The sequence below is a fragment of the Psychrobacter sp. 4Dc genome, assembly GCF_002836715.1.
In the GTDB taxonomy this organism is placed as follows: Bacteria; Pseudomonadota; Gammaproteobacteria; order Pseudomonadales; family Moraxellaceae; genus Psychrobacter.
Window position 1 is genome coordinate 1 of sequence record NZ_PJAT01000150.1, and the last position, 21,526, is coordinate 21,526.

14 protein-coding genes, 1 other RNA gene and 2 pseudogenes are annotated in these 21,526 nt (G+C 43.4%); 11 read left to right on the forward strand and 6 right to left on the reverse strand.

Features of this window, described 5'->3' with window-relative positions; all coding sequences use genetic code 11:
• The first annotated feature begins 51 nt into the window (after positions 1–51).
• Positions 52–264 (forward strand): hypothetical protein, encoded by a 213-nt coding sequence (locus CXF61_RS13365; protein WP_057759250.1) that lies wholly within the window; start codon positions 52–54, stop codon positions 262–264.
• Positions 265–399: 135 nt separating this feature from the next.
• Here CXF61_RS13365 and CXF61_RS13370 read toward each other — a convergent pair whose 3' ends face one another.
• The gene (locus tag CXF61_RS13370) at positions 400–1,803 is read right to left on the reverse strand and encodes a L,D-transpeptidase family protein (protein ID WP_193834241.1); all 1,404 of its coding nucleotides are present in this window, start codon (positions 1,801–1,803) and stop codon (positions 400–402) included.
• Between the two features lie 340 nt (positions 1,804–2,143).
• On the opposite strand from CXF61_RS13370, the gene prmB reads away from it, so the two are divergent.
• Together prmB and aroC are read left to right on the forward strand one after the other, a co-directional pair.
• Entirely contained in the window at positions 2,144–3,313 is a 1,170-nt protein-coding gene (prmB, locus tag CXF61_RS13375) for a 50S ribosomal protein L3 N(5)-glutamine methyltransferase (protein ID WP_165598573.1), read from the forward strand.
• A 148-nt stretch (positions 3,314–3,461) separates the two neighbouring features.
• Positions 3,462–4,565 carry a chorismate synthase gene (gene aroC, locus CXF61_RS13380; RefSeq protein WP_165598574.1) on the forward strand — a complete coding sequence of 368 codons (1,104 nt, stop codon included), beginning with the start codon at positions 3,462–3,464 and terminating at the stop codon, positions 4,563–4,565.
• A 274-nt stretch (positions 4,566–4,839) separates the two neighbouring features.
• Here aroC and CXF61_RS13385 read toward each other — a convergent pair whose 3' ends face one another.
• The 4 genes from CXF61_RS13385 to CXF61_RS13400 all read right to left on the reverse strand — a co-directional run bounded on the left by CXF61_RS13385 (position 4,840) and on the right by CXF61_RS13400 (position 9,479).
• Positions 4,840–5,040: a hypothetical protein gene (locus CXF61_RS13385; protein ID WP_165598575.1), complete on the reverse strand. Its 201-nt coding sequence runs from the start codon at positions 5,038–5,040 to the stop codon at positions 4,840–4,842.
• Between the two features lie 235 nt (positions 5,041–5,275).
• Entirely contained in the window at positions 5,276–7,081 is a 1,806-nt protein-coding gene (creC, locus tag CXF61_RS13390; protein WP_165598576.1) for a two-component system sensor histidine kinase CreC, read from the reverse strand.
• Between the two features lie 16 nt (positions 7,082–7,097).
• Positions 7,098–7,877 (reverse strand): response regulator, encoded by a 780-nt coding sequence (locus CXF61_RS13395; protein ID WP_165598577.1) that lies wholly within the window; start codon positions 7,875–7,877, stop codon positions 7,098–7,100.
• 231 nt (positions 7,878–8,108) lie between these two features.
• Entirely contained in the window at positions 8,109–9,479 is a 1,371-nt protein-coding gene (locus CXF61_RS13400; protein WP_165598578.1) for a glycerophosphodiester phosphodiesterase family protein, read from the reverse strand.
• 428 nt (positions 9,480–9,907) lie between these two features.
• Here CXF61_RS13400 and CXF61_RS13405 point away from each other — a divergent pair, with 428 nt between their 5' ends.
• The 3 genes from CXF61_RS13405 to CXF61_RS13415 all read left to right on the forward strand — a co-directional run bounded on the left by CXF61_RS13405 (position 9,908) and on the right by CXF61_RS13415 (position 12,943).
• The gene (locus CXF61_RS13405; RefSeq protein WP_165598579.1) at positions 9,908–10,579 is read left to right on the forward strand and encodes an alpha/beta hydrolase; all 672 of its coding nucleotides are present in this window, start codon (positions 9,908–9,910) and stop codon (positions 10,577–10,579) included.
• Between the two features lie 85 nt (positions 10,580–10,664).
• Positions 10,665–11,023: a transfer-messenger RNA gene (gene ssrA / locus CXF61_RS13410) on the forward strand.
• A 291-nt stretch (positions 11,024–11,314) separates the two neighbouring features.
• On the forward strand, positions 11,315–12,943 hold the full coding sequence (locus CXF61_RS13415) for a long-chain-fatty-acid--CoA ligase (protein WP_165598580.1): 1,629 nt from the start codon (positions 11,315–11,317) through the stop codon (positions 12,941–12,943).
• A gap of 569 nt (positions 12,944–13,512) precedes the next feature.
• On the opposite strand, the pseudogene CXF61_RS13420 reads toward CXF61_RS13415, so the two are convergent.
• Positions 13,513–14,794: pseudogene (locus tag CXF61_RS13420) on the reverse strand (IS256 family transposase).
• Between the two features lie 336 nt (positions 14,795–15,130).
• Here CXF61_RS13420 and CXF61_RS13425 point away from each other — a divergent pair.
• From CXF61_RS13425 to CXF61_RS14060, 5 genes and pseudogenes are all read left to right on the forward strand, one after another.
• Positions 15,131–15,541, forward strand: coding sequence for a cation efflux protein, CzcI-like (locus tag CXF61_RS13425; RefSeq protein WP_197707698.1), 411 nt, complete (start codon positions 15,131–15,133; stop codon positions 15,539–15,541).
• Between the two features lie 48 nt (positions 15,542–15,589).
• A complete protein-coding gene (locus CXF61_RS13430; protein ID WP_068034973.1) occupies positions 15,590–16,915 on the forward strand; it encodes a TolC family protein in 1,326 nt (441 codons plus the stop codon).
• Between the two features lies 1 nt (position 16,916).
• Positions 16,917–18,146 carry an efflux RND transporter periplasmic adaptor subunit gene (locus CXF61_RS13435; RefSeq protein ID WP_025644120.1) on the forward strand — a complete coding sequence of 410 codons (1,230 nt, stop codon included), beginning with the start codon at positions 16,917–16,919 and terminating at the stop codon, positions 18,144–18,146.
• A complete protein-coding gene (locus tag CXF61_RS13440) occupies positions 18,136–21,276 on the forward strand; it encodes an efflux RND transporter permease subunit (RefSeq protein WP_165598581.1) in 3,141 nt (1,046 codons plus the stop codon). The genes CXF61_RS13435 and CXF61_RS13440 overlap by 11 nt, the downstream gene beginning before the upstream one ends.
• Positions 21,277–21,362: 86 nt before the next feature.
• Positions 21,363–21,526, forward strand: a pseudogene (locus tag CXF61_RS14060) (hypothetical protein); the annotation flags it as partial.

Sequence of the window (21,526 nt, forward strand, 5' to 3'; positions counted from 1 at the left end):
TGGAATTGAGGTTAAATGTATTATATCCACAATAAAGATAAGGAATAACTTATGAACTGGCCATTATTTTCTGTCATATACTCAATGACAGCCACCGTGACTATTGGGCTTTTTATGATTGGTGCTCTCATTACAGGGTTCGATGAGATATTTCATATTCAAATAGCGGTGGGACTGGGTGTTTTGGCTTCAATACCTGCAGGATTATTCTTTACCAAAAAAATTGGCAGTATTACTGGGAATGAGGAAGGCTATAAGACATAAAGACAAGCAGTGTTATCGATGTGAAGTGGAAACACCTATCAACAAACAAAAAAAGACCTCAATATTGAGGTCTTTTTTGTCATCATTAGAATTATTTGCTAACTAGCAGCGAAGCTAGATTTAATAAGGTTCTATTTATTGAAGTTCGACAACTGCGCCATTTTCGATATTGGCATATACTTCTAACACATCCCAGTTGGTCAAACGAACACAACCTGCTGAGCCTTGACGACTGATACCTTCAGGTACTGGTGAGCCATGTAAACCGTAAGAAGGCTTAGATAATCCCATCCAAACGACACCGACTGGGTTGTTTGGTCCTGGTGCTATCATATGAACTTTCTTTTGAGCGCCTTCACCGACGGTTGATTTATACCAAGGCATTTTTACTTTATTGATAATTTTGAACGTGCCTTTTGGAGACGGTGTGGCATCACTACCAACGGTCGTCGGATAAGTAGCAACCAACTTATCACCATTGTAGGCATACAATGTTTTGTCGGCTTTGTTGGCGACTACGCGATTGATACGTTGGTTCAGCTTGTCACGAGTATTTAGCACTGTGATAGTCTCGCCAACAGCGTACTTTTTATTTTTGTTGAGTTTATCTAAGTAACGTACATCCATATGGAAACGTTCACCTAGCATCTCTTTAATATCTTGATAATAAAGACCTTTCATTTTTGACTTCGCTTCTGAACCAGAAGGGGTAGTCGCAAAATTGGTATTGATATCGTCTGCGGTCAACGTGTAAGTGACCAGTACAGGTTTGTTCGCAGGGATGTTTTTAACCAAGGCATCCCAAGTTTTTTGATCCATTTTACCAGTCGCTGGCAAGCCTTTCATCGTTTGGAAGTTAACAAGGGCTTTTTTGCTGTTCATGCCCCAACCACCATCGATAGGACCAGGAGAAGCATGGTTCCAATCGAGCAGCGCCTGCATTTTGATGGTCATCGCTGAGTTGACTTTCATATTAGGTGACCAGACAGCACCATTCACTTGCTTAGCATAGTTCGACAAGTTCAGCGTTGTGTGCTTCTTACCATCTTTATCTTCGATATTTTTGATGGTTGGATCGTCGCTGAAGTCTTGACGCTTCTCACTCTCTGGTAACTCAAAAGCGAGTGGATCAGAAGAGTCGATAGATGATAGGTCGCTAGGCGCAGCGACGGCTTGACCTTCACTAATATCATCGTTACGGTCAGCTTGCTCATCTTTGCGCGTTAGTTCTGCTGCGCTCATATTGTCAGCAGCTGGGGCTGGCACGTTTTGGTTGGCTTCTTGCTTATTATTGATAAGCTGGTTCATGCTGTCGACTGGTTTCGCTTTCTCTGTATTTAACTGTACAGTAGCAGCGCCATCTGAGCGACTACGGTTCTCTTGCACATTAAGGCTAACCTTTTTGGCAAGACCTGGCATAGCGTCAGCCGTGCGTACTGGCAATGTGCGAGTACTATCGGCAGGTGCAGCAAGTGCGGCTACACTAGCACTTACAGCTGCGATAGATATGGCAGTAATAATTGGCTTTATTTTCATCATATTGAGTCACTTGTGGTTGCTACTAATGCGGCTATTATGCGCATAATTTGATTGCATCGCAAACTTTTGACACATCTTTTTGCATTTAAGACTTGCCAAACGTCAACTGCTGACGTATTCGCTACAGTTGGGTAATAATTTAACCAAGGTGTGTATGGCGTCGTGCTCGATTCTTACGCAAACTGTTCATTATCCGCACTATTTTTTGTGCAAGTAAAAATGACAGTTATTGGCGCTACTAGAGGTTTACGTCTATAATGTATGACTGAATTTTATTTAATATAACGATTTTTAGCAAAAAGCAATTTAACCCGCTAGCAGTTAATCCACAAGGTGCGATATGTCAGAAGACCAAACAATGAGTGCAGAAGAGTTTCAAAACCAATACTTCAATGATGAGTCTGAGGGCTTAGACGGTGAGATGGAGTATGATTTAGAGACTGGACTTCTTGGTGAGCACGATGAATTTGCTAACTTACATGCAGAGCTAAATGAAGCACGTGAGCAGCTCGTCAGTATTCGCGACTTTATTCGTTTTTCAGTCACGCAGCTGCGTAACTACGATGTAGTTGTTGCACAAGGCACGACCGATGAGTTTGCAGAAGCGTCAGCCATTGTCTTGCATTCTTTGTCTCTCGATTGGTCTGCCAATGAGCAGATTTTAGACTGTCGCCTGACCACCTCTGAGAAGCAGTTGGTACTAGGACTATTAGAAGAGCGTATCGCTGAGCGTAAACCACTAAGTTACTTGATTAACTTGTCATACTTCTGCGATTTGCCTTTTTATGTTGATGAGCGTGTTCTTATCCCTCGTTCACCGATTGCAGAGTTGATTCGTCAGCAGTTCCATCCGTACTTTGAAGTTACTGAATTGGCCAAACCACTGGGCGTCAGTCCGAACGAAAAGTCGGCGGTATTTTATGATCATGGCTTGGATGTAAAGCAATTGTCGCAGCCTGAGCGTATCTTGGACTTGTGTACTGGCTCTGGTTGTATCGCAATCGCGCTTGCTACTCGTTTCGTTGATGCGTTGGTCGATGCTGTTGATATCGATAAAGGCGCATTAGAAGTGGCAATGGTCAACGTCGATCATCATGACCTTGGTCATCAAGTGAACGTAATCGAGTCTGATTTGTTTGCCAAGATACCTGCTGAAAACCAGTATGAGCTTATCGTCACCAATCCACCGTACGTAGACGCTGCTATCATGGCAGATTTGCCGCCTGAGTTCTTATATGAGCCTGAGCATGCACTAGCAGCTGGCCAAGATGGCTTAGATTTGGTACATCGTATCTTATTTGAAGCACCAGATTACCTTAGCCCAGATGGGTTGCTGATCTGTGAAGTAGGTGACAGCGAGTGGGCCCTAAAACAAGCCTATCCTGAAATCCAATTTGATTGGTTGAAGTTTGCACATGGCGGCCATGGTGTCTTTGCGATTACCTATGATGAGCTAGTCTCAAATCGTCAATTGTTTGCCTCTTATGTTCAGCTATTAGATAGCCTTTAATAGACAGATATTGGGTTAAATAGACGTCGGCTTCTTGAGCCGAAACTATAAGCAACAACTACAATCACTCATTACAAACAGTATAATTAACAACCATGAGTGATTGGTCAAATAGTCATCAGTAGCGTTTACTTGTTTAAGGACAGTTATGGCAGGCAATAGTATTGGGCAGGTTTTTACGGTCACCACTTGCGGTGAGTCGCATGGGGCAGGCCTTATGGCCATCGTTGATGGCGTACCACCAGGTTTAGCATTATCTGCAGACGACCTACAAGTAGATTTGGATCGTCGCAAACCGGGTACGTCTAAGTATTCAACCCAGCGCCGTGAGTCTGATGAAGTTGAGATTATCTCTGGCGTATTTGAAGGTAAAACTACAGGTACGTCTATCGGTCTATTGATTCGCAATACCAATCAAAAATCCAAAGATTATAGCGATATCAAAGATACTTTCCGTCCTGGACACGCTGACTATACTTATAGTATGAAATATGGCTTTCGTGATTATCGTGGTGGCGGTCGCTCGTCAGCGCGTGAGACGGCTATGCGTGTAGCAGCTGGTGCTATCGCCAAGAAATACTTGCAAGAACGTCTGGGCGTACAAATTCGTGGTCACGTTACCCAAATCGGTAATGAGCATAGTAACGTTCTAGATCCGAGCCAAATTGATTGGGAGTTTGTAAATAGCAATCCGTTCTTTTGTGCAGACAAAGAAGCGATTGGCCGGTTTGAGACTTTGATTGATAACTTGCGCCGTGAAGGCACTAGCTGTGGCGCGCGCCTTGATATCATTGCGAGCGGTGTGCCAGTAGGCTTAGGTGAGCCAGTATTTGATCGTTTAGATGCAGATATTGCTCATGCGATGATGAGTATCAATGCGGTTAAAGGCGTCGAGATTGGCGATGGGATGGCGGTGGCAGGTCAATTCGGACATAGCGCTCGTGATGAGCTGACCCCAGATGGGTTTGCAGCCAATCATGCCGGCGGTGTCTTGGGCGGTATCTCATCAGGTCAAGATATCCGTGTGAGTATTGCTTTAAAACCAACGTCTAGTATTACCACTGCTGGCAAGAGCATCAACACTCAAGGTGAAGCAGTCGATATGCTGACTAAGGGTCGTCATGATCCTTGCGTTGGTGTGCGTGCTACGCCTATTGCCGAAGCGATGCTAGCGATTGTAGTGCTTGATCATTATCTGCGTCATCGCGGTCAAAACGCGGATGTGCAGCCGCCAGTACAACCGATCACTTAGTATTTTTGTCGTAGAGTAATCAGCCCTTTGTTGTTTCCAGTAGTTTAATACTAGAAATAATGGTGGTGTGTCAAAAAGTATGCTGATCAAAATTTGAACAATTTTTGAAGCTTTAAAAGCCATATATAATCAGAGAACTTAGCATAGACTTCTTATTGACTTTTAGCGCCAGCATACTTTTTAGAACACCACCGAAATAATAAAGGGCTCTTTTATGTCCAAATAAAATACAGGTGTTACCTAAACACAATTAATGTGTTGAGCGAGCAAAGTATTAGGCTGCCAGTTGATATTCATCAATAGCCACACATTGCTGATGGCGAAAGACCAATAATAACCGCTGACTAGGAATCGCTAGCCAATGCCCAAAATCAATACTGTCGACGCCTTCGCTTGATAAAGTTTGTGTACAGTGATGACGGCTAAAGCCGATTAGGTTATTGATAATAGGGTTATCCGTTAATTGATGTGACATAGATTTTCTACTCCTAATTTACTTTACGAATTTGACGGTTCAACAGATCTTAGTGCTATCGTAAAACAATGAAGTAGAAATCCTGTGTAGTCATGATGGAAAGTTGATGAACTATTATATAGTCACTCCACTATAAAAGTATTACAGCGTTAACCTCGCTTGAAGTATCACATATACATCTGCACTCGGTTGCCTTGTACTACCCTTAAATTGAATCGACTATAAATTATTACTCTCAAGCTAAGGGCAGGGTAATACTAACCATCACGCCAGAACGTTGGTCTTTACCAGTATCAGTGTTATCAGGGCTAATTTTATTATCGTTGGCATGAACATTATTAATGGCTACCTGACCACCATGGTGCTCAATGACTTGCTTTACTAAGGTGAGTCCAAGGCCTGTGCCTTTCTTGAGCGTATTACTACTATGGTCAGTTTGCCTCGGCTCAGTCGTTGGATATACTGAGTCTATATTTAGGTCATTAATATCTATACGATTTGTGGTTTGTTCCTTTGCTTGATTTGTTGTTTGAGATGATGGTTGGCTTTGATGAGACAGGCTAAAGTAACGCTCAAATGCTTTTGCAACAGCATATTCGGGTAGCAGCTTACCATCATTGAATATGTCGATAGTGACGGTTCGAGCAGTGCTATGTAGTGAAATTTCAACGGTACGCTTTGCAAAGTGTATCGCATTATCAAGCACGTTTTGCAGTACCTGTATTAACCAAAATTGGTCAGCATACACACTAGTCGCTGCCAACACTTCTACTGGCAAGTTTGCAGTATTGTTCACATTCTTATTATCAATATATATATCGATAGGGCATAGGTTCTGCTGTTGCTGCTTGGCGGCATTATCTCTGATCAAATTTTGCAAAAGCGGTAATAGGGGAGTCAGTTGTCGGTTGAGCTTAAAGGTAGGCTGTTCTACTTTAGCCAGCAACAGAAGTCGGTCGATGAGCTGTTGCATTTTTACGCTTTGCTCACCAACCGTCTCAATGAGCATCTGCCGATCTTCATTATCCATTTTATTGCCATCTAATCCATCGTCCTCTAACAGCTCGCTACTGGCACGTATCGCGGTTAAAGGGCTTTTTAGCTCATGGGTCAAAGTATGGACGTAATCGGTGACGTAAGCACGATTTTCCAATCGATGCTTCATGGTCTCGATGGTATCTGTCAAGCTATTCAGCTCATGCCCTAGATAAAAATAGGGCTTTTTGGTGTCTTCTGCCAGCGCGCTAGTATATTGAGTCACTAAGGTAATACTTTGCTTAAGCCACCATGCTACTAGACCTGCCAGTATAAGGGCGGCGATACTGATAAGTAGTGCGGTGATGAGCATACGGTTACGTGTGTCATCTAAATAAGGCAATACGCTAGCGACAGGCTTACCGACACTGACCACACCGATGATATCTCCAGACGGATTTTTGATGGGCTGAGCCACATACATGACCGAACCATCGCGCCGCTGATAATCTCGCAGCGTGCTTCTTGCGCCGTACTGTCCCTTTAAGGTGAGATAGACATCGTTCCAGCGTCCATAGTTCTGCCCTTCATTATTATCAGGTTTGGGCAGGGAGTCGTAAATGACTATGCCGCTACTGTCTGTCACATACACGCGAAAGCTACTGTAGCTTTTGGTTTGATCGACAGGACTGAGCGTTTCGCCCATCGCTGGCATGCCGACAAATGCAGCATCAAGTTGCGCTTGATACTCCTCATCATATAATTGTCCTGTAGATAATGGCACCTGTAAACTGGCCGCGAGTAATTTACTGGTGTCTAGGAGCGTGTCTTCGATGACTTGCTGCGCGGTTGGCTTGACGTAGCCAAACAACTGAGTAAACACCACCACGCCGCATATGACGAGCACCAACGCAACGGCTAGCCAAATCCTAAAAAATATACTTAAATTGAGCAGTCGTTTGCGTTTAGGGGTTTGCTGAGCAGTACCAATAGGATGCAGTTTGGCATACCAATTGCTTTGGTCATTATGAATATCATTCTCAGCAGGATTGGTTTTATTATTCATAAACTAGCAGCCACTGTTAAGCGGGACATAATGCGTAACCCAGTCCGCGATGCGTATGGATGACATCGACATTAGCATCTACCATAGCAAGCTGTTTACGAATCGACTTGATATGGCTGTCTATCGTGCGTGCTAGGCGATGATCGGGATAGTCGCTTACTGCATTAAGCAACTGCTCACGGCTAAAAACTTGCTGCGGTGCTTGTAATAATGTGAGCAAAATTTTGCGCTCAGTATTACTAAGTTCCAGCTTCTGTTCTTGCCACGTTAATGAATAATTGAGCGGTTGATAATGCCAAACGCCAGATTGATTTTCAAACGTTAATGCTTGTCCTGAAAGATTATGCGAGGAAGTATTATCAGTACTTTCATTTGAGTTTATGGTATGAGAGCCTGACTGCTGAATTAGCTGTTCACGTCGCCAAATGGCTTTTAAACGCGCGACCAATTCACGTGGACTAAAGGGTTTGGCGCAATAATCATCACCGCCCATCTCCAATCCTAGAATACGATCGACCTCATCGCTACGCGCGGTCAAAAACACGATAGGCAAATCTTTTAAGGCGTCGATATCAGGCGTATGACGTATTTGCTGACATAGGCTCAAGCCATCACCATCTGGTAGACCGACATCCATAATGATCGCCGATAGATCTTGTGCTTTATGACTATGCAACATGGGTAACACACTACTGGCATTATCCAACCAAGTTATTTGCCAGCCTTCGCGCTTGCAGGTAACCTTAAGCGACATCGCGATCGCAGGATCATCTTCTACCAGTAAAATATGGGTCATAGTCTCTACATCGTCTTATAGGCTTAGTAAATTATCGTAGCACAAAACAGCAGACTGCTCTTGTTGCCACGGGTTAAATGGTGTGAAAAGTTAATGGAAAAGTAGGGTGCTCAGTAGATAGTATGCGATGTAATTATTTTAATGCATTTAAAAAAAGGCCAGCTCAATAAATAAGCTGGCCTTGGTAACGAAGATTAAGCATGGTTGTTTATTAATAGACTAAGCGAAAACTTACTTAAGACCTTTGCAATTGGCATAGTAGCTCACTGTAGCGGGCCAATCTGAAAAAATGCCTTGGACACCGACATCTTGCGCTAGTACGTCAATATAATTCATCATATCACCGTCATTGTTGATAGCATCACCAAGACCGCTATAGTACCAATCGCCACCATCCGTTAATGGCCCTGAACGCTCTATCGACCAAGTAATGATTTTTAGACCATTGGCTTTGGCTTGTTTTGCGTATTCTGATGGTTGCATATTTCCCTTACCATCAGTAGTGACTAGCAACCAAAGTGCTGGAGCGATGGTGTTTATGCCACGTGCTTTGATATCAGCCAATGAGTGATTCCAAGTGGTTGCGTCGTTTTTATCAAATGTTTTATCCTTAGCGGTCTCATTGCTGTCATCGATCAGATAGACGGCATTCGCCCCATAAGCTGGCTCGTTTTTGATCCAGTAATCAAGATCTTCTATATTAAATGATTGTGCAAACACATCGCTTGCAGGCACGTCCGCTGACTTATAAGTATCTATCAACTGTTGGCGGTAATCGTTCAAACCATAGCCATTGAATGGCATGGTCACTACAGGTGCTTTTAGCTCAGGCGTGTGCTTCATACCCAGCTTGCGAGCCAACGCGATATGCTCTTTCAAGGTTAACACTTTGCCGTTTTGCGAGTATAAGTCCGTTCGCCAAGGCGCGGTTGCATTCATATATTCACTAATACTGGTTGCTTTTTTATTGGCAGCATCCATCTTACCCGTCAGTGTTTTAAACTCAGCACCGCTAATATCTGAGGTGCGACATTCGATGCTATCGGCATTGGTAAGTTTGCCTTTAGCATCTAATATAGGCGGTACGGTACATTGGTTGGCCAGCGGCGTGGTCAAAATATTAGTCGTGGTGTGCAAATCGTTCTGGGCATGACGACAGACCAGCTCACCGTCATTGGTAAAAGCGACATCACATTCCAAGATGCCAGCCCCCATTTGTGCTGACACCACGTAGCTGTCATAAGTATGTTCAGGCAGCTGTAATGGCGCACCTCGATGCGCAATAGAGAAGTCTGTCTTACTTGGCAGTTGCCCTCTGCATGCCTGTAGCTCTTCTTTTAGTGGTCCCTCGTCCATATCATTTATCAGGTAAAAAGGCCGCACTCCATAGGTATATGCGACAGGTGAAGACGATTGGGGCTGTGATTGCGGTTGCGCTGTCGATAAAGGAGCTTTTGATGTGAGCACTGAGCTACTATCAGTAGTGCAGCCTACTATCAATAATGAGCTGATCAGCGTTAAAGGTAAGGCGATATTAATCTGATTAACCTTAGTCGGTGTCTGTTTACTCAGCTCAAGCGCTGATTTATTAGAAATTGTCATGTAAAATGTTCCTGCAAAATTATAAAAAAATCCCATCGGACGTATGGATAGGAAATAAAAGATTAACGTTTGACTATTGGTTGCTACCTGCCAAAAGAAGCTAAGGGTCGTGCATTCTTGTAAGAGCCTAGCCTTGTAAGAACTTAGCATTAATGCGGATACAGTTGTAGGCACATGTACTAAAGAATAGACAGCTGACAGTATTTGAGCTTTATAGTTTTAAGCTTGATAGTACTGAGCTTATCGATCGTAAAATAATACGTGTCTTCTTATACTGTTCACATTTTTGCTATTGTCCGCTTAGTACCTCACTATTGACCATACTCTCAAACTAACAGATGATATTGACCATATAATGACACACATATTATTTTGGCAAAAACATAGAAATGCTTCCGGCATATCTCACTACATTATTAAGGATAATTATGAGTAACTATTTAGATGCAGTCTTCGTTGAGCACAATCCCTCTCAAAACAAGATAGATCGCGCAGTGATTTGGCTACATGGCTTAGGTGCTAGCGGTCATGATTTTGAGCCAGTTGTACCGCAGCTTGGCTTGGCTGATGATATGGCAGTACGTTTTATCTTCCCACATGCACCTAAACGCCCAGTCACAGTAAATGGCGGCATGGTGATGCCAGCATGGTACGACATCATAGAGATGAGTCTAGAGCGTAAAGTAGATGTGGCTCAGATTCAAGAGTCTGCTCAGCAGATACAAGATTTGATTAGTCGTGAGATAGAACGCGGCGTGTTACCAGAGCATATCGTTATCGCAGGGTTTTCGCAGGGCGGGGCAGTTGCGTACCATGTGGCACTTGGCTATCCAAAACGTTTGGCTGGCTTGATGACGCTCTCTACCTACTTAGCAACCAATGACAATATTGAGTATAGTGCTGCCAATAAAGACATGCCGATTTTGATTGAGCATGGTTCTCATGATCCAGTTGTGCCTGTCATCCTAGGTGAGCAAGCCCAGCAGTTATTGTCGGCAAAGGACTATAATGTGTCTTATAATACGTATCCGATGGCACATCAAGTCTGTATGCCGCAGATTCAAAATATCGGCAAATGGTTAAACACTGTTTTGGCGTAAATTATTAAGCTGTAACGTAATGTAATGCAGGCTACTTATAGGTTGAAACCTAACCGATATCTCCTATATAATAGCCAGTCTTATTGGGGATGTTCTGGCTTCGACGCTGGTAATGAAACTCAATGATGCATGTCGAGAGTGTATGTCCTCTCGTTAATCAAACATATATTGTTATAGTCGCAAACGACGAAACTTACGCTCTAGCAGCTTAAACCCTGCTTACTTAGTTGCTGATCACCTACAGTTGGTTAACTAAGTTGAAGCGTCCGCATGTAGGCTCGCCACAAGTGATTGTCTCAATTGCTTGGGTTCAAAAGTAGAGAATCGTCCAATCCATCCTGACTGTCGGATCGGTGCGGATTAAAACTAAAGACAGAAACTAAACATGTAGATTCATGAGCGTAATGCTGGCGGACGCGGGTTCAACTCCCGCCATCTCCACCAAACATTAAAAATCCGATCACTTAGGTGGTCGGATTTTTTTGTCCAAATTTTATGGTTAATTAAAGAAACAATGATACCAATAAACTTTTGATGAGAAAGTAAAAACTATTTATATAGAGTAATCATCAAGTCTTTGAAGTTGAATCACAGTTTTTCGTCGCCTATGGAGAACATAATATTAACTTGTCTTAAAGAATAATTCTGATTATTCTTAGTTGAGGCCTATTCTTCGCATCAGGCAATGCAGTAGCAAGAATAAGCGGACTTTCAAATAACTACAGGGAATGTATTATGTTAGGAAAAATGATGTATCAGCCATTGCTGATCAGTGGTCTAATCGAACACGCTGCCCGTTATCATGGTGATACGGCGGTTTTGTCCAAAGAAGTCGATGGACAGATGACTCATACCAATTGGCGTACTGTCTCAGATAACTCAAAACGATTGGCCAATGCGTTGGCTACACTGGGACTTAAATCATCAGAACGCATAGCAACTTTGGCTTGGAATAATCGTCGGCACTTAGAAGCTTGGTATGCCATTTCAGGTAGTGGCATGGTTTGCCATACTATCAATCCACGTTTGTTCCCTGAGCAGCTTAGCTACATTATCAATGACGCTGATGATCGAGTACTGTTTTTTGATACTACTTTCCTACCGCTAATTATGGCAATCAGAGAGCATATCAAAGGTGTTGAACACTTCATTTGTCTAAGTGATCGAGATGATAGTATCGTAGAGAAACTGCCTAATGTACTGTTCTTTGATGAGCTATTAGCAGAAAATCCTACTGACTTTGACTGGCCTCAATTCGATGAAGCGACCGCCAGCTCTTTATGCTACACATCAGGAACTACCGGTAACCCTAAAGGGATTTTATATACGCATCGCTCTTCTGTGCTGCATGCGATGGCATTGTGCATGCCTGATGTCTCCGCGCTCTCTGCACAAGACGTTTTGTTACCCGTAGTACCGATGTTCCATGTCAATGCGTGGGGCACACCTTATGCAGCTGCCCTGACTGGTTGCTCTCTCATACTTCCTGGTCCAAATCTCGATGGTGACAGCCTAGTATCTCTCATTGATGATTGTCATGTTACGGTTGCTCTAGGGGTTCCAACAATTTGGCAAAGCCTATTGACCGCTGCCAAAGCCAGAGGTAGTAAGCTTGATAGCATGACGCGTACCATCGTCGGAGGAGCCGCATGCCCACCATCAGTAATCAAAACGTTCAGAGAAGACTTTAACTGCGATGCGGTGCATGGTTGGGGCATGACAGAAACTAGCCCACTTGGAACGATGAATCAAATAAAAGCCAAGCATAAATCGCTGAGTAAAGATGAGATTAATGAGTTGCGTAACTCTCAAGGTCGTCCGCCCTACGGCGTTCAGCTACGTCTCATAGATACTGATGAACCGCTACAGCGAGTCGAAGAAGATGGTATGTCTCAAGGTCGTTTACAGATCAAAGGTCATTGGATCATCAATGACTATTACACAGAAAATCCTGATGCGATAACTGAAGATGGTTGGTTCGACACAGGCGATATTGCAACCATTGATGCCGATGGCTATATGAATATTCGGGATCGCTCAAAAGATTTGATCAAATCTGGTGGAGAGTGGATATCGTCAGTAGAGCTTGAAAACATCGCAGTCGCCCATCCGCAGATAAGAATGGCGGCCGCTATTGCTGCAAAGCATAAAAAATGGAGCGAGCGCCCAGTATTGATTGTGGTGAAAGAACCAGATTCAGAAATCGATGAGTCGCAAGTGCTGAGCTTTTACGAAGGTAAAATCGCCAGCTGGCAAATACCCGATAAAGTCATATTTGTAGATAATATCATCCTAAATGGCGCTGGGAAAATGGTCAAAAAAGATCTGCGTGATGACTATGGCAATGTGTTATTAGGTAGCTGATTTGGCTGTTAAGAGCATAAATTGATAATGCTACTTGCCAAACCAAGTGTGTAATCTAGATAGGTTTTTTAAGAATAGTGGTATAGGTGAGTAGGGCGTTTGAGATGCTCATCATCTATATCGCTTGTCATGATCATTATTTCAAATGAGCACTGACAGGTTAAGGTACATCAGATGCATGGATTGGGATAGATAGAGCAGAACAGTATAGAACGCCAAATACAACAAAGCCCCTGATATCAGGGGCTTTAGCTGTTCTATAAGATAGTATAGGACTATGTAATGGTACCCGGAGCCGGAACGGTTAATTGTTGTTAAGTGTTTGATGTATATAGATAAATATTTAAATATATATTTTAGTACACTTGTGAGTATACTTTAGATTTGTTTTTCAGTTTTATAATTTAATAGTAACTAAATATTATCGCTTGACTAGTTTTTAGTATAACAGAAGCTATAAACGTAATCTGGAAAGGCAGAAGCCGTTGCTAGACTTACAACAAGTGTGAGGTTAACCTGAAGCATCGTCCTTATCTACGAGACCATCCCAGATTCTGTGTAACTGCCATTTAGATTAAATGCTTACTAATACGATCATCAAACATAATCATAAAGCGATTAAGAGCAGACGTCCAGTTACGGATCGGCATTGACCACTTTTTGGATGCCTGCTGGGTGGCTAAGTACACCACCTTGAATGCCGCCTGATCAGACGGGAACACCTTACGCTTATTCACCGCCGTTCGAATCACACTGTTTAGCGACTCTATCGCATTGGTGGTATAAATCACTTTTCTGATGTCTTTCGGGTACTCAAAGAACACCGTTAAGCCCTCCCAGTTATTGCGCCAAGACTTGATGACATGCGGGTACTCTTTGCCCCATACTTCATCAAAGTGCTCAAGGTTGGCCTCTGCTATCTCAAGCGTATCAGCACCGTAGATGGCCTTTAAATCAGCTGCTACGGCCTTCTTGTCCGTCCAAGGTACGAACTTCATCGAATAGCGCACCATATGCACGATACACAGCTGAACCTGAGCGTTAGGGTAGACCGTATTGATGGCATCAGGGAAGCCTTTTAGGCCGTCTACACAGGCAATAAGAATATCTTGAACCCCGCGGTTTTGTAGCTCAGTGAGAACACCAAGCCAGAATTTAGCGCCCTCGTTCTCTGACAGCCACATACCAAGCAGCTCTTTTTTACCATCAAGAGCAACGCCTAAGGCCAGATAGATAGCTTTGTTGATGATCTGCTTGTCCTGACGAACTTTGACGACAATGCAGTCTAAGTAGACGATAGGATAGACGCTGCTCAGTGGCCGGTTCTGCCAAGCGGTGATGTCATCCAAGATGTTGTCAGTGACTCTGGAAACCAAGCTGCTTGAGATGTCGACGTCGTAGATGTCCTTGATGGTTTCGACAATCTCAGTAGTGGTTTGACCTTTGGCGTATGAGCGAGGATCAGCAAGTGTCTGGGAGACACTTGCCCGAAGCGCAAGACGTAAGGCTATGCCTGTAGTGAAATATGATTTTGTCATCAAGACCTGAAATACGGGTTTGATGCTTACTGACAAGTACAGGCTCAAAGCTACTGTCGCGGTCTCTGGGGGTGGAGATCTCAAGCTCGCCTGTGTCGCTACGGACTCTCTTTTTAGTGTGCCCATTGCGCTTATTAGGCCTGTCTGCCTTTTCATGCTTGGGGTAGCCGAGATGCTCTTCCATTTCTGCTTCTAGGGCAGTGTCGATGAAGGACTGCATGAGCTGCTTTTGAAAGTCTTTGATGTCATCGAAGCTTTTCATGCTGCTGGCCATTTGCTCAGCCAGTTTCTTGATGTCAGATTGGTTAGTCATTGCTTATTCTCCTGTTAGTGGATTATAAGCAGTTACACAAAGTTTGGGAAACTCTCATGGAAAATTGCCTTTTGAGTTTGAAGCAATGTACAATGATAAGATTAACCCGTTAGGTCAGGTGGCCTAACTTAAATAAAAAGTCTCCGACAAACCCGGTACGGTTCACTATCTATTGTTATTCTTACCTGAAATTGATGTGAGCTTATAGAGACAAGGTAAATTTGCAAAAGTGCCGGCTATTCAGTGTTCATTGAATGTTTAATTTAATTTATTAAGCTTGACCTTGGAGTGGCTCTAAGCCTTATACTTGGTACAAATTTTTCGGTTGTTATGATGATGCGTTCTACTACATGGATTACAGTCTTGGTTGGATTGTTCATGTTCCAAAGCTTTTGGAATGTGGCGGCGGCCTTTTGTGTCCATGAACAACAGCCTCAATCACAGCAGAGTTATCATTTTGGTCATCACCAAAATACCTTGTGTGCCAGCGATAGTCGTCAACACGATCATAATGGACAGTCAGAAAACATAAAAACATTCAGTAGCGATTTAGAAATCGGTGAAGATCATCAAGATCATCTACCATCGATGATGCATTTGATTGTACAAAATGAAAAAGTAGATGTGTTTCATCCAAGCTCTGAAGTTAAAGTGAATCCACAATTTCATTGGAAAAACAGCTATCAGGCTCCTGACCTGTTTCAACAAAGCCCACCTCCCGAATTTTCCCCGCTCATGGTGGGGTAGCCTAAAACATTCCCACCACTTTTATTATTTAAATAAGTGGGAAAAATCATGTCTTCACAATCAATTATACTCTTGCGTCATAGCTTGGTTGCTTGTATATGTGCAGCGGCTATGCAATATAGCTATGCTGAAAACGTTACCAGCTTTGAATCCGCTTTAGCAAAAGTACAAAGTTACCAGACTCAAGACAAGCCGTGGCAACAAGTTCAGCAAATATCTGAATTGAATATTCAGCAAAGTCGGTTATGGCAGAATCCAAGTATAAGTTTAGAACAGTCTGGCTTTGGCTCAGGTCAAGAACAGGAATTCAATGTTGGCGTTAGTCAACCTCTAGATCTATTTGGTCAGCGTAAGCTGAACCGGGTGATTGCCAATACCTCGAATCAACAAATCCAATTGCAACAGCAATTATGGAAGGCACAAAGCCAACTGATTGTTAAATTTGCATGGTCGCAATTTGCACTTGCTGAGGTTGAGCAGTCTGCTTATTCAGTACAGTTAAAAACAAGTAAAGTCAATCTGGACAGTGCCCAGAAACGCTATCAGGCAGGCAGTATTGCCCTGGTTGATTTTGAGCGTGCCCAAATTGAAGCGCTAGAAATCCAACGACTTTATCAGCAAGCGATGCTGAATAAACAAGCTGCCGGTCGTCAGCTGTCTAATTTGTGGGGGGGAGAAACATCTTCACATCTTCAATTGAATAAAACCGCTATCCCTTGGCCAGAGCAAAGTCTCCAAACTGTGCAACGGTATATTGCTGAAGGGTGGCTAGAAAAATTCTATGCCTTGAACATTCAGCAATCGGATCATCAAATTGAAAATTTAAGAATTCAGGCACGTCCCAATCCGACTTTAAATGTAGGCATGAAACGTAGCAAAACCCCTAATGAAAGCAACGATACGACTTTAGCAATCGGCGTGGCTATTCCACTGAATATTTTCAATCGCCAGCAATATGCGATCCCGATGGTCCAGCAACAGCAAATATTGCTGAACCAACAGCAGCAGCGTGAGCTGAAGCAACAAATACTCGATATTGCCAACAGCATGCATCAGCTCAAAGGTTTACGTAGCCAGTTCGATGCCACAACAGCACAAGTTACTTTGGCGACCAAAGTTCAGAGCCGTACTTTACTAGGGTTTCAGGCAGGGAAACTGTCCATTACCGACGTTCAGCAAGCAACCACCCAACTGCAGAATCTTCGATTGGGTCAATTACAAACTCTACGTCAAGCTTGGCAAACTGCCCTAGCAGCTGAGGCACTCAGTATTGGCACAAGTTATGAAGAAATTAGCCGTTCGGATGCCTATACACAACTGAATAAAAAGGCAGTCGAAGCATCGCAAAATTTAATCAATGGGGGAGCACGATAAAATGAACGCCAAGCAAAACGGAAAAATATCCCAGTCTCTCATGATTGTAGTTTTGATTCTGATTACGGTCTTGGTCAGTCTGGCTATTTGGTTAAGTTCAAAAAAAACTGAATCTGAGGGGCAGGGTTATGATGAGGGAAATGCCGAATATTCTGATGAAGATAGTTCTGAAGAAGGACATGCTGAAGAAGGCGAAATACAACTGACCAGCCAACAAATGGTTGAACAAGGTTTAAAAGTTGCTGTTGCATCCACAGGATTGGTTGAAAAGCTGACAACCCTGCCAGGTAAATTGGTGGTGAATACCGATCAACAAGCGCATATATCGCCTAATTTTAGTGGTTATGTCGAGCAGATCAATGTGGCTTTAGGACAGAGCGTGCAAAAAGGACAAACGCTGGCTGTACTAACCGTGCCTGAACTGATCGACCAACAGGCAAATCTGCGTATGGCACAGGTGAATCTGGATTTGGCCCGTAAAGATTACCAGCGCGAACAGCAACTCTGGTCACAGGGGGTTTCTGCCAAACAGGATTACCAGCGTGCCGAAAATGCCTACCGTCAAGCGCAGATTACTGTCCAGTCCTCACAAGCACGTTTAAATGCATTAGGTGCAAGTGGCAATAACAATGGGCGTTTTCTGATTAAAGCACCGATCTCTGGGGTGATCAGTCAAAAAGATATTGTGGTCGGTGAAAATGTGCAACTGGCTAATCAGCTCTTTGTCATTGAACAGCTGAAAGATTTATGGCTTGAGTTTAATTTGCCGAATCAATTCTCAGGTCAACTGCAAGCCGGGCAAAAAATTGACTTTAAAGTGAATGATTCAGATCAAAGCTATAAAGCTACTGTACAAAGCTTAACCTCTCAGGCAGATGTACAAACAGGGCGTCTGGTGGTGCGCGCAAAACTCGATGCGCAAGCTACTGAGTTGCGTTCTAATGTGTTAGTGAGAGTGTTGATTCCGGAAGCTACAGCAAAATCAGCCCTTCGGATTCAAAAGTCTGCGCTGCAAAGTATTGAAGGTGAAGACAGTATTTTCATCGTAGATTCAGAACAAAAAGGTCAAGTCCACTTAAAAGCACAGAAAGTGCAATTGGGGCAGGCTTCAAGTGATGGACAATGGCTTGAAGTGATTTCTGGGCTGACTGAAGGGCAGAAGTATATCGCTCAAGGCAGTTTCTTGTTGAAATCTGAATTAGAAAAAGACGAGGCAGGCCATGGACATTAATTCTGATCTACCAAAACCAGAAGGTTTATTCGAACGAATCATTCAGTTTTCCATACAAAATGCGATTTGGGTGTTGCTCTTTGCCTGTACCTGGATTGCGGTCGGGGTGTATAGCTATCAGAAACTCCCGATTGATGCTGTACCCGATATTACCAATACCCAAGTCCAGATTAATACTCAAGCCAAGGGTTTTACTGCGCTTGAAGTCGAACAGCTGATTACCTATCCCATTGAAAATGCCATGGCTGGCATTCCGGATCTGGAGCTTACCCGTTCCATATCCCGTTATGGACTCTCTCAAGTCACCATTGTCTTTAAAGATGGGACTGATATTTATTGGGCCCGTCAGCAGATTAACCAACGGACACAGGAGGCGCAATCTGAGTTGCCTGCACAAATCGCACCGACGATGTCCCCCGTTTCTACGGGTCTCGGTGAGATTTATCAATGGGTACTGAAGGCAGATCCGAATGCGAAAAAGCCGGATGGAACTGCATACACGCCGATGGATTTGCGTGAGATTCAGGACTGGATTGTGCGTCCTCAACTGCAACGTGTTAAGGGAGTTGCAGAGGTCAACAGTATTGGTGGTTTTGAAAAAACCTATGTGGTCTCTCCCGATTTAAACCGGATGCAGCAACTGAATATCTCATTAGAACAACTGCAACAGGCTTTAGCGCAAAATAATGAGAACCGAGGTGCAGGTTATATTGAAGACAATGGTCAGCAACTGACGGTACGTGTACCGGGTGCATTCAATGGGCTTTCTGATATTGAGAACACCATGCTGGGTAGCCCAAATGGCAGCCCAATTCGGGTTGGTGATATTGCGCAAGTCTCTATTGGGCATGATTTAAGAACCGGTGGGGCAACCTATAACGGCAAAGAAACCGTTTTAGGGGTTGTCATGATGGCGATGGGTGGAAATAGCCAGACTGTTTCTAAAGCTGTGGATGCCAAGCTTCAAGATATTCAGAATAGTTTGCCTAAAGGGGTAGTGATTGAAACGGTGTACGACCGTACTATCTTGGTTGAGAAGGCGATTAAAACCGTTCAGAAAAACTTGGTAGAGGGAGCAATCCTGGTCATCATCATTCTGTTCCTGTTTTTAGGGAATATCCGTGCTGCCTTGATTACTGCCTGTGTCATTCCACTCTCTATGCTGTTTACCTTAACCGGGATGGCACAGCAAAATATCAGTGCCAATCTGATGAGTTTAGGTGCACTCGATTTCGGCATCATTGTCGATGGTGCTGTGGTGATTGTCGAAAACTGTATCCGGCGTTTAGCCCATACACAGCAACTGTTAAAACGACCTCTCACACAAAGTGAACGCTTTAAGGAAGTTTTTCTGGCTGCCCGCCAAGCACGTCGTCCTCTTATTTTTGGTCAGCTTATTATTTTGGTGGTGTATTTGCCGATTTTTGCTTTAAGTGGTGTGGAAGCAAAAATGTTCCATCCGATGGCATTGGCAGTGGTACTCGCCCTTGTTGCAGCCATTATTTTATCGATCACCTTTGTGCCTGCTGCTGTGGCATTGTGGGTCAAAGGCGATATTCAAGAAAAAGAAAGTCGTTGGATGTTATGGCTAAAAGCTAAATATCAGCAAACTCTTGATATTTCGTATCAATACAAAGCAGTTGTGCTGACTTTTGCACTGTGTTTATTAGTGATTACGGGATTTATCAGTACCAAACTCGGCAGTGAATTTGCACCACAGCTCAGTGAAGGAGACTTTGCGATACAACAGTTACGTTCACCAAGTACAGGCTTAGAAGAGTCTTTACGTATTCAGGAGAATACTGAAAAACTTCTTTTAAAGAGTTTCCCTGAAATTAAGGCAGTATTTGCCAGAACGGGTACAGCCGAGGTTGCAACAGATGTCATGCCACCCAATATTTCAGATGGCTATATCATGTTAAAGCCTCGTTCAGAATGGCCAAATCCTAAAGAAAGTTTAGATGAATTACGTGGCCGTATGGTGACGTATTTAGCCACGATTCCAGGCAATAATAGTGAATTTTCACAACCGATTGAACTCCGATTTAATGAATTGATCTCAGGTGTGCGTAGTGATGTTGGTGTGAAAATCTTCGGTGATGATATGAATGTCCTCAATACTGAGGCGACTAAAATCTCCAAAATCATTCAGCAAATATCGGGTAGCAGTGCCGTGAAAGTTGAGCAGACCTCAGGTTTGCCATTACTGAATGTCGAGGTAAATAAAACTTTGGCTGCACAATATGGTTTGAGTGTGCGTTCAATTCAAGACCTTGTGGCAACCAGTATTGGTGGACAAAGCGTGGGAGAGATTTTAGAAGGCGATCGTCGTTTTGATTTTGTTATCCGTCTTGGAGAGCAAGACCGTAGTGTCGCATCTGTTTCCCAGTTACCTATTCAGCTTCCAAATGGTGGCAGTATTTTATTGTCGGATGTCGCGCAAGTCTCGACCATTGAAGGAATCAACCAAGTCAGTCGAGAAAATGGTAAACGCCGAGTTGTGGTTACAACGAATGTTGAAGGGCGTGATTTAGGGTCTTTTGTTTCTGATGTACAGACACAGCTCAAAGCATACACTTTGCCAAGTGGTTATTGGATAGAATATGGCGGTCAGTTTGAAAATTTGGCTTCAGCCAAAGCACGGATGCAAATCGTGATTCCACTGGCTTTAATCACTATCTTTATTTTACTGATGGCGGTCTTTCACAATGTCAAAGAAAGTCTATTGGTCTTTACCGGGATACCCTTTGCCTTGACCGGTGGTGTGCTGTTCCTTTGGCTAAGGGATATTCCATTATCGATGTCAGCTGGAATTGGCTTTATTGCCTTATCTGGTGTTGCAGTCCTCAATGGACTGGTAATGCTGACCTTTATTAAGGAATTAAGGGACAAATATCCAGTGCATAAAGCCGTGTGGCAAGGGGCTATTTTGCGCTTAAGACCAGTGTTGATGACAGCTTGTGTGGCTTCACTGGGTTTTGTACCAATGGCGCTGTCAACCGGAACAGGGGCTGAGGTTCAACGGCCACTGGCAACCGTAGTGATTGGCGGGATTATCTCTTCAACATTACTAACTTTGGTGCTGTTACCCGTGCTTTATCGTTGGATAAATGAAAAAAAAGTTTCTTAATCCAATAGATTAGTCGATTTACAGCAGAGATATTGGCTGTTATCCAATATCTCTGCTCATCATAAATAGAATAAGGAAAATATTTTATGTCAGAACATCATGATCATAGCCATGCGGTTGTTACTGAAGAAAATAGTAAGAAGTTAATGGTTGCCTTAGGTTTAACGACTACTTTTTTAATAGTAGAAGTTGTCGCTCAAAGCTACTGTCGCGGTCTCTTGGGGTGGAGATCTCAAGCTCGCCTGTGTCG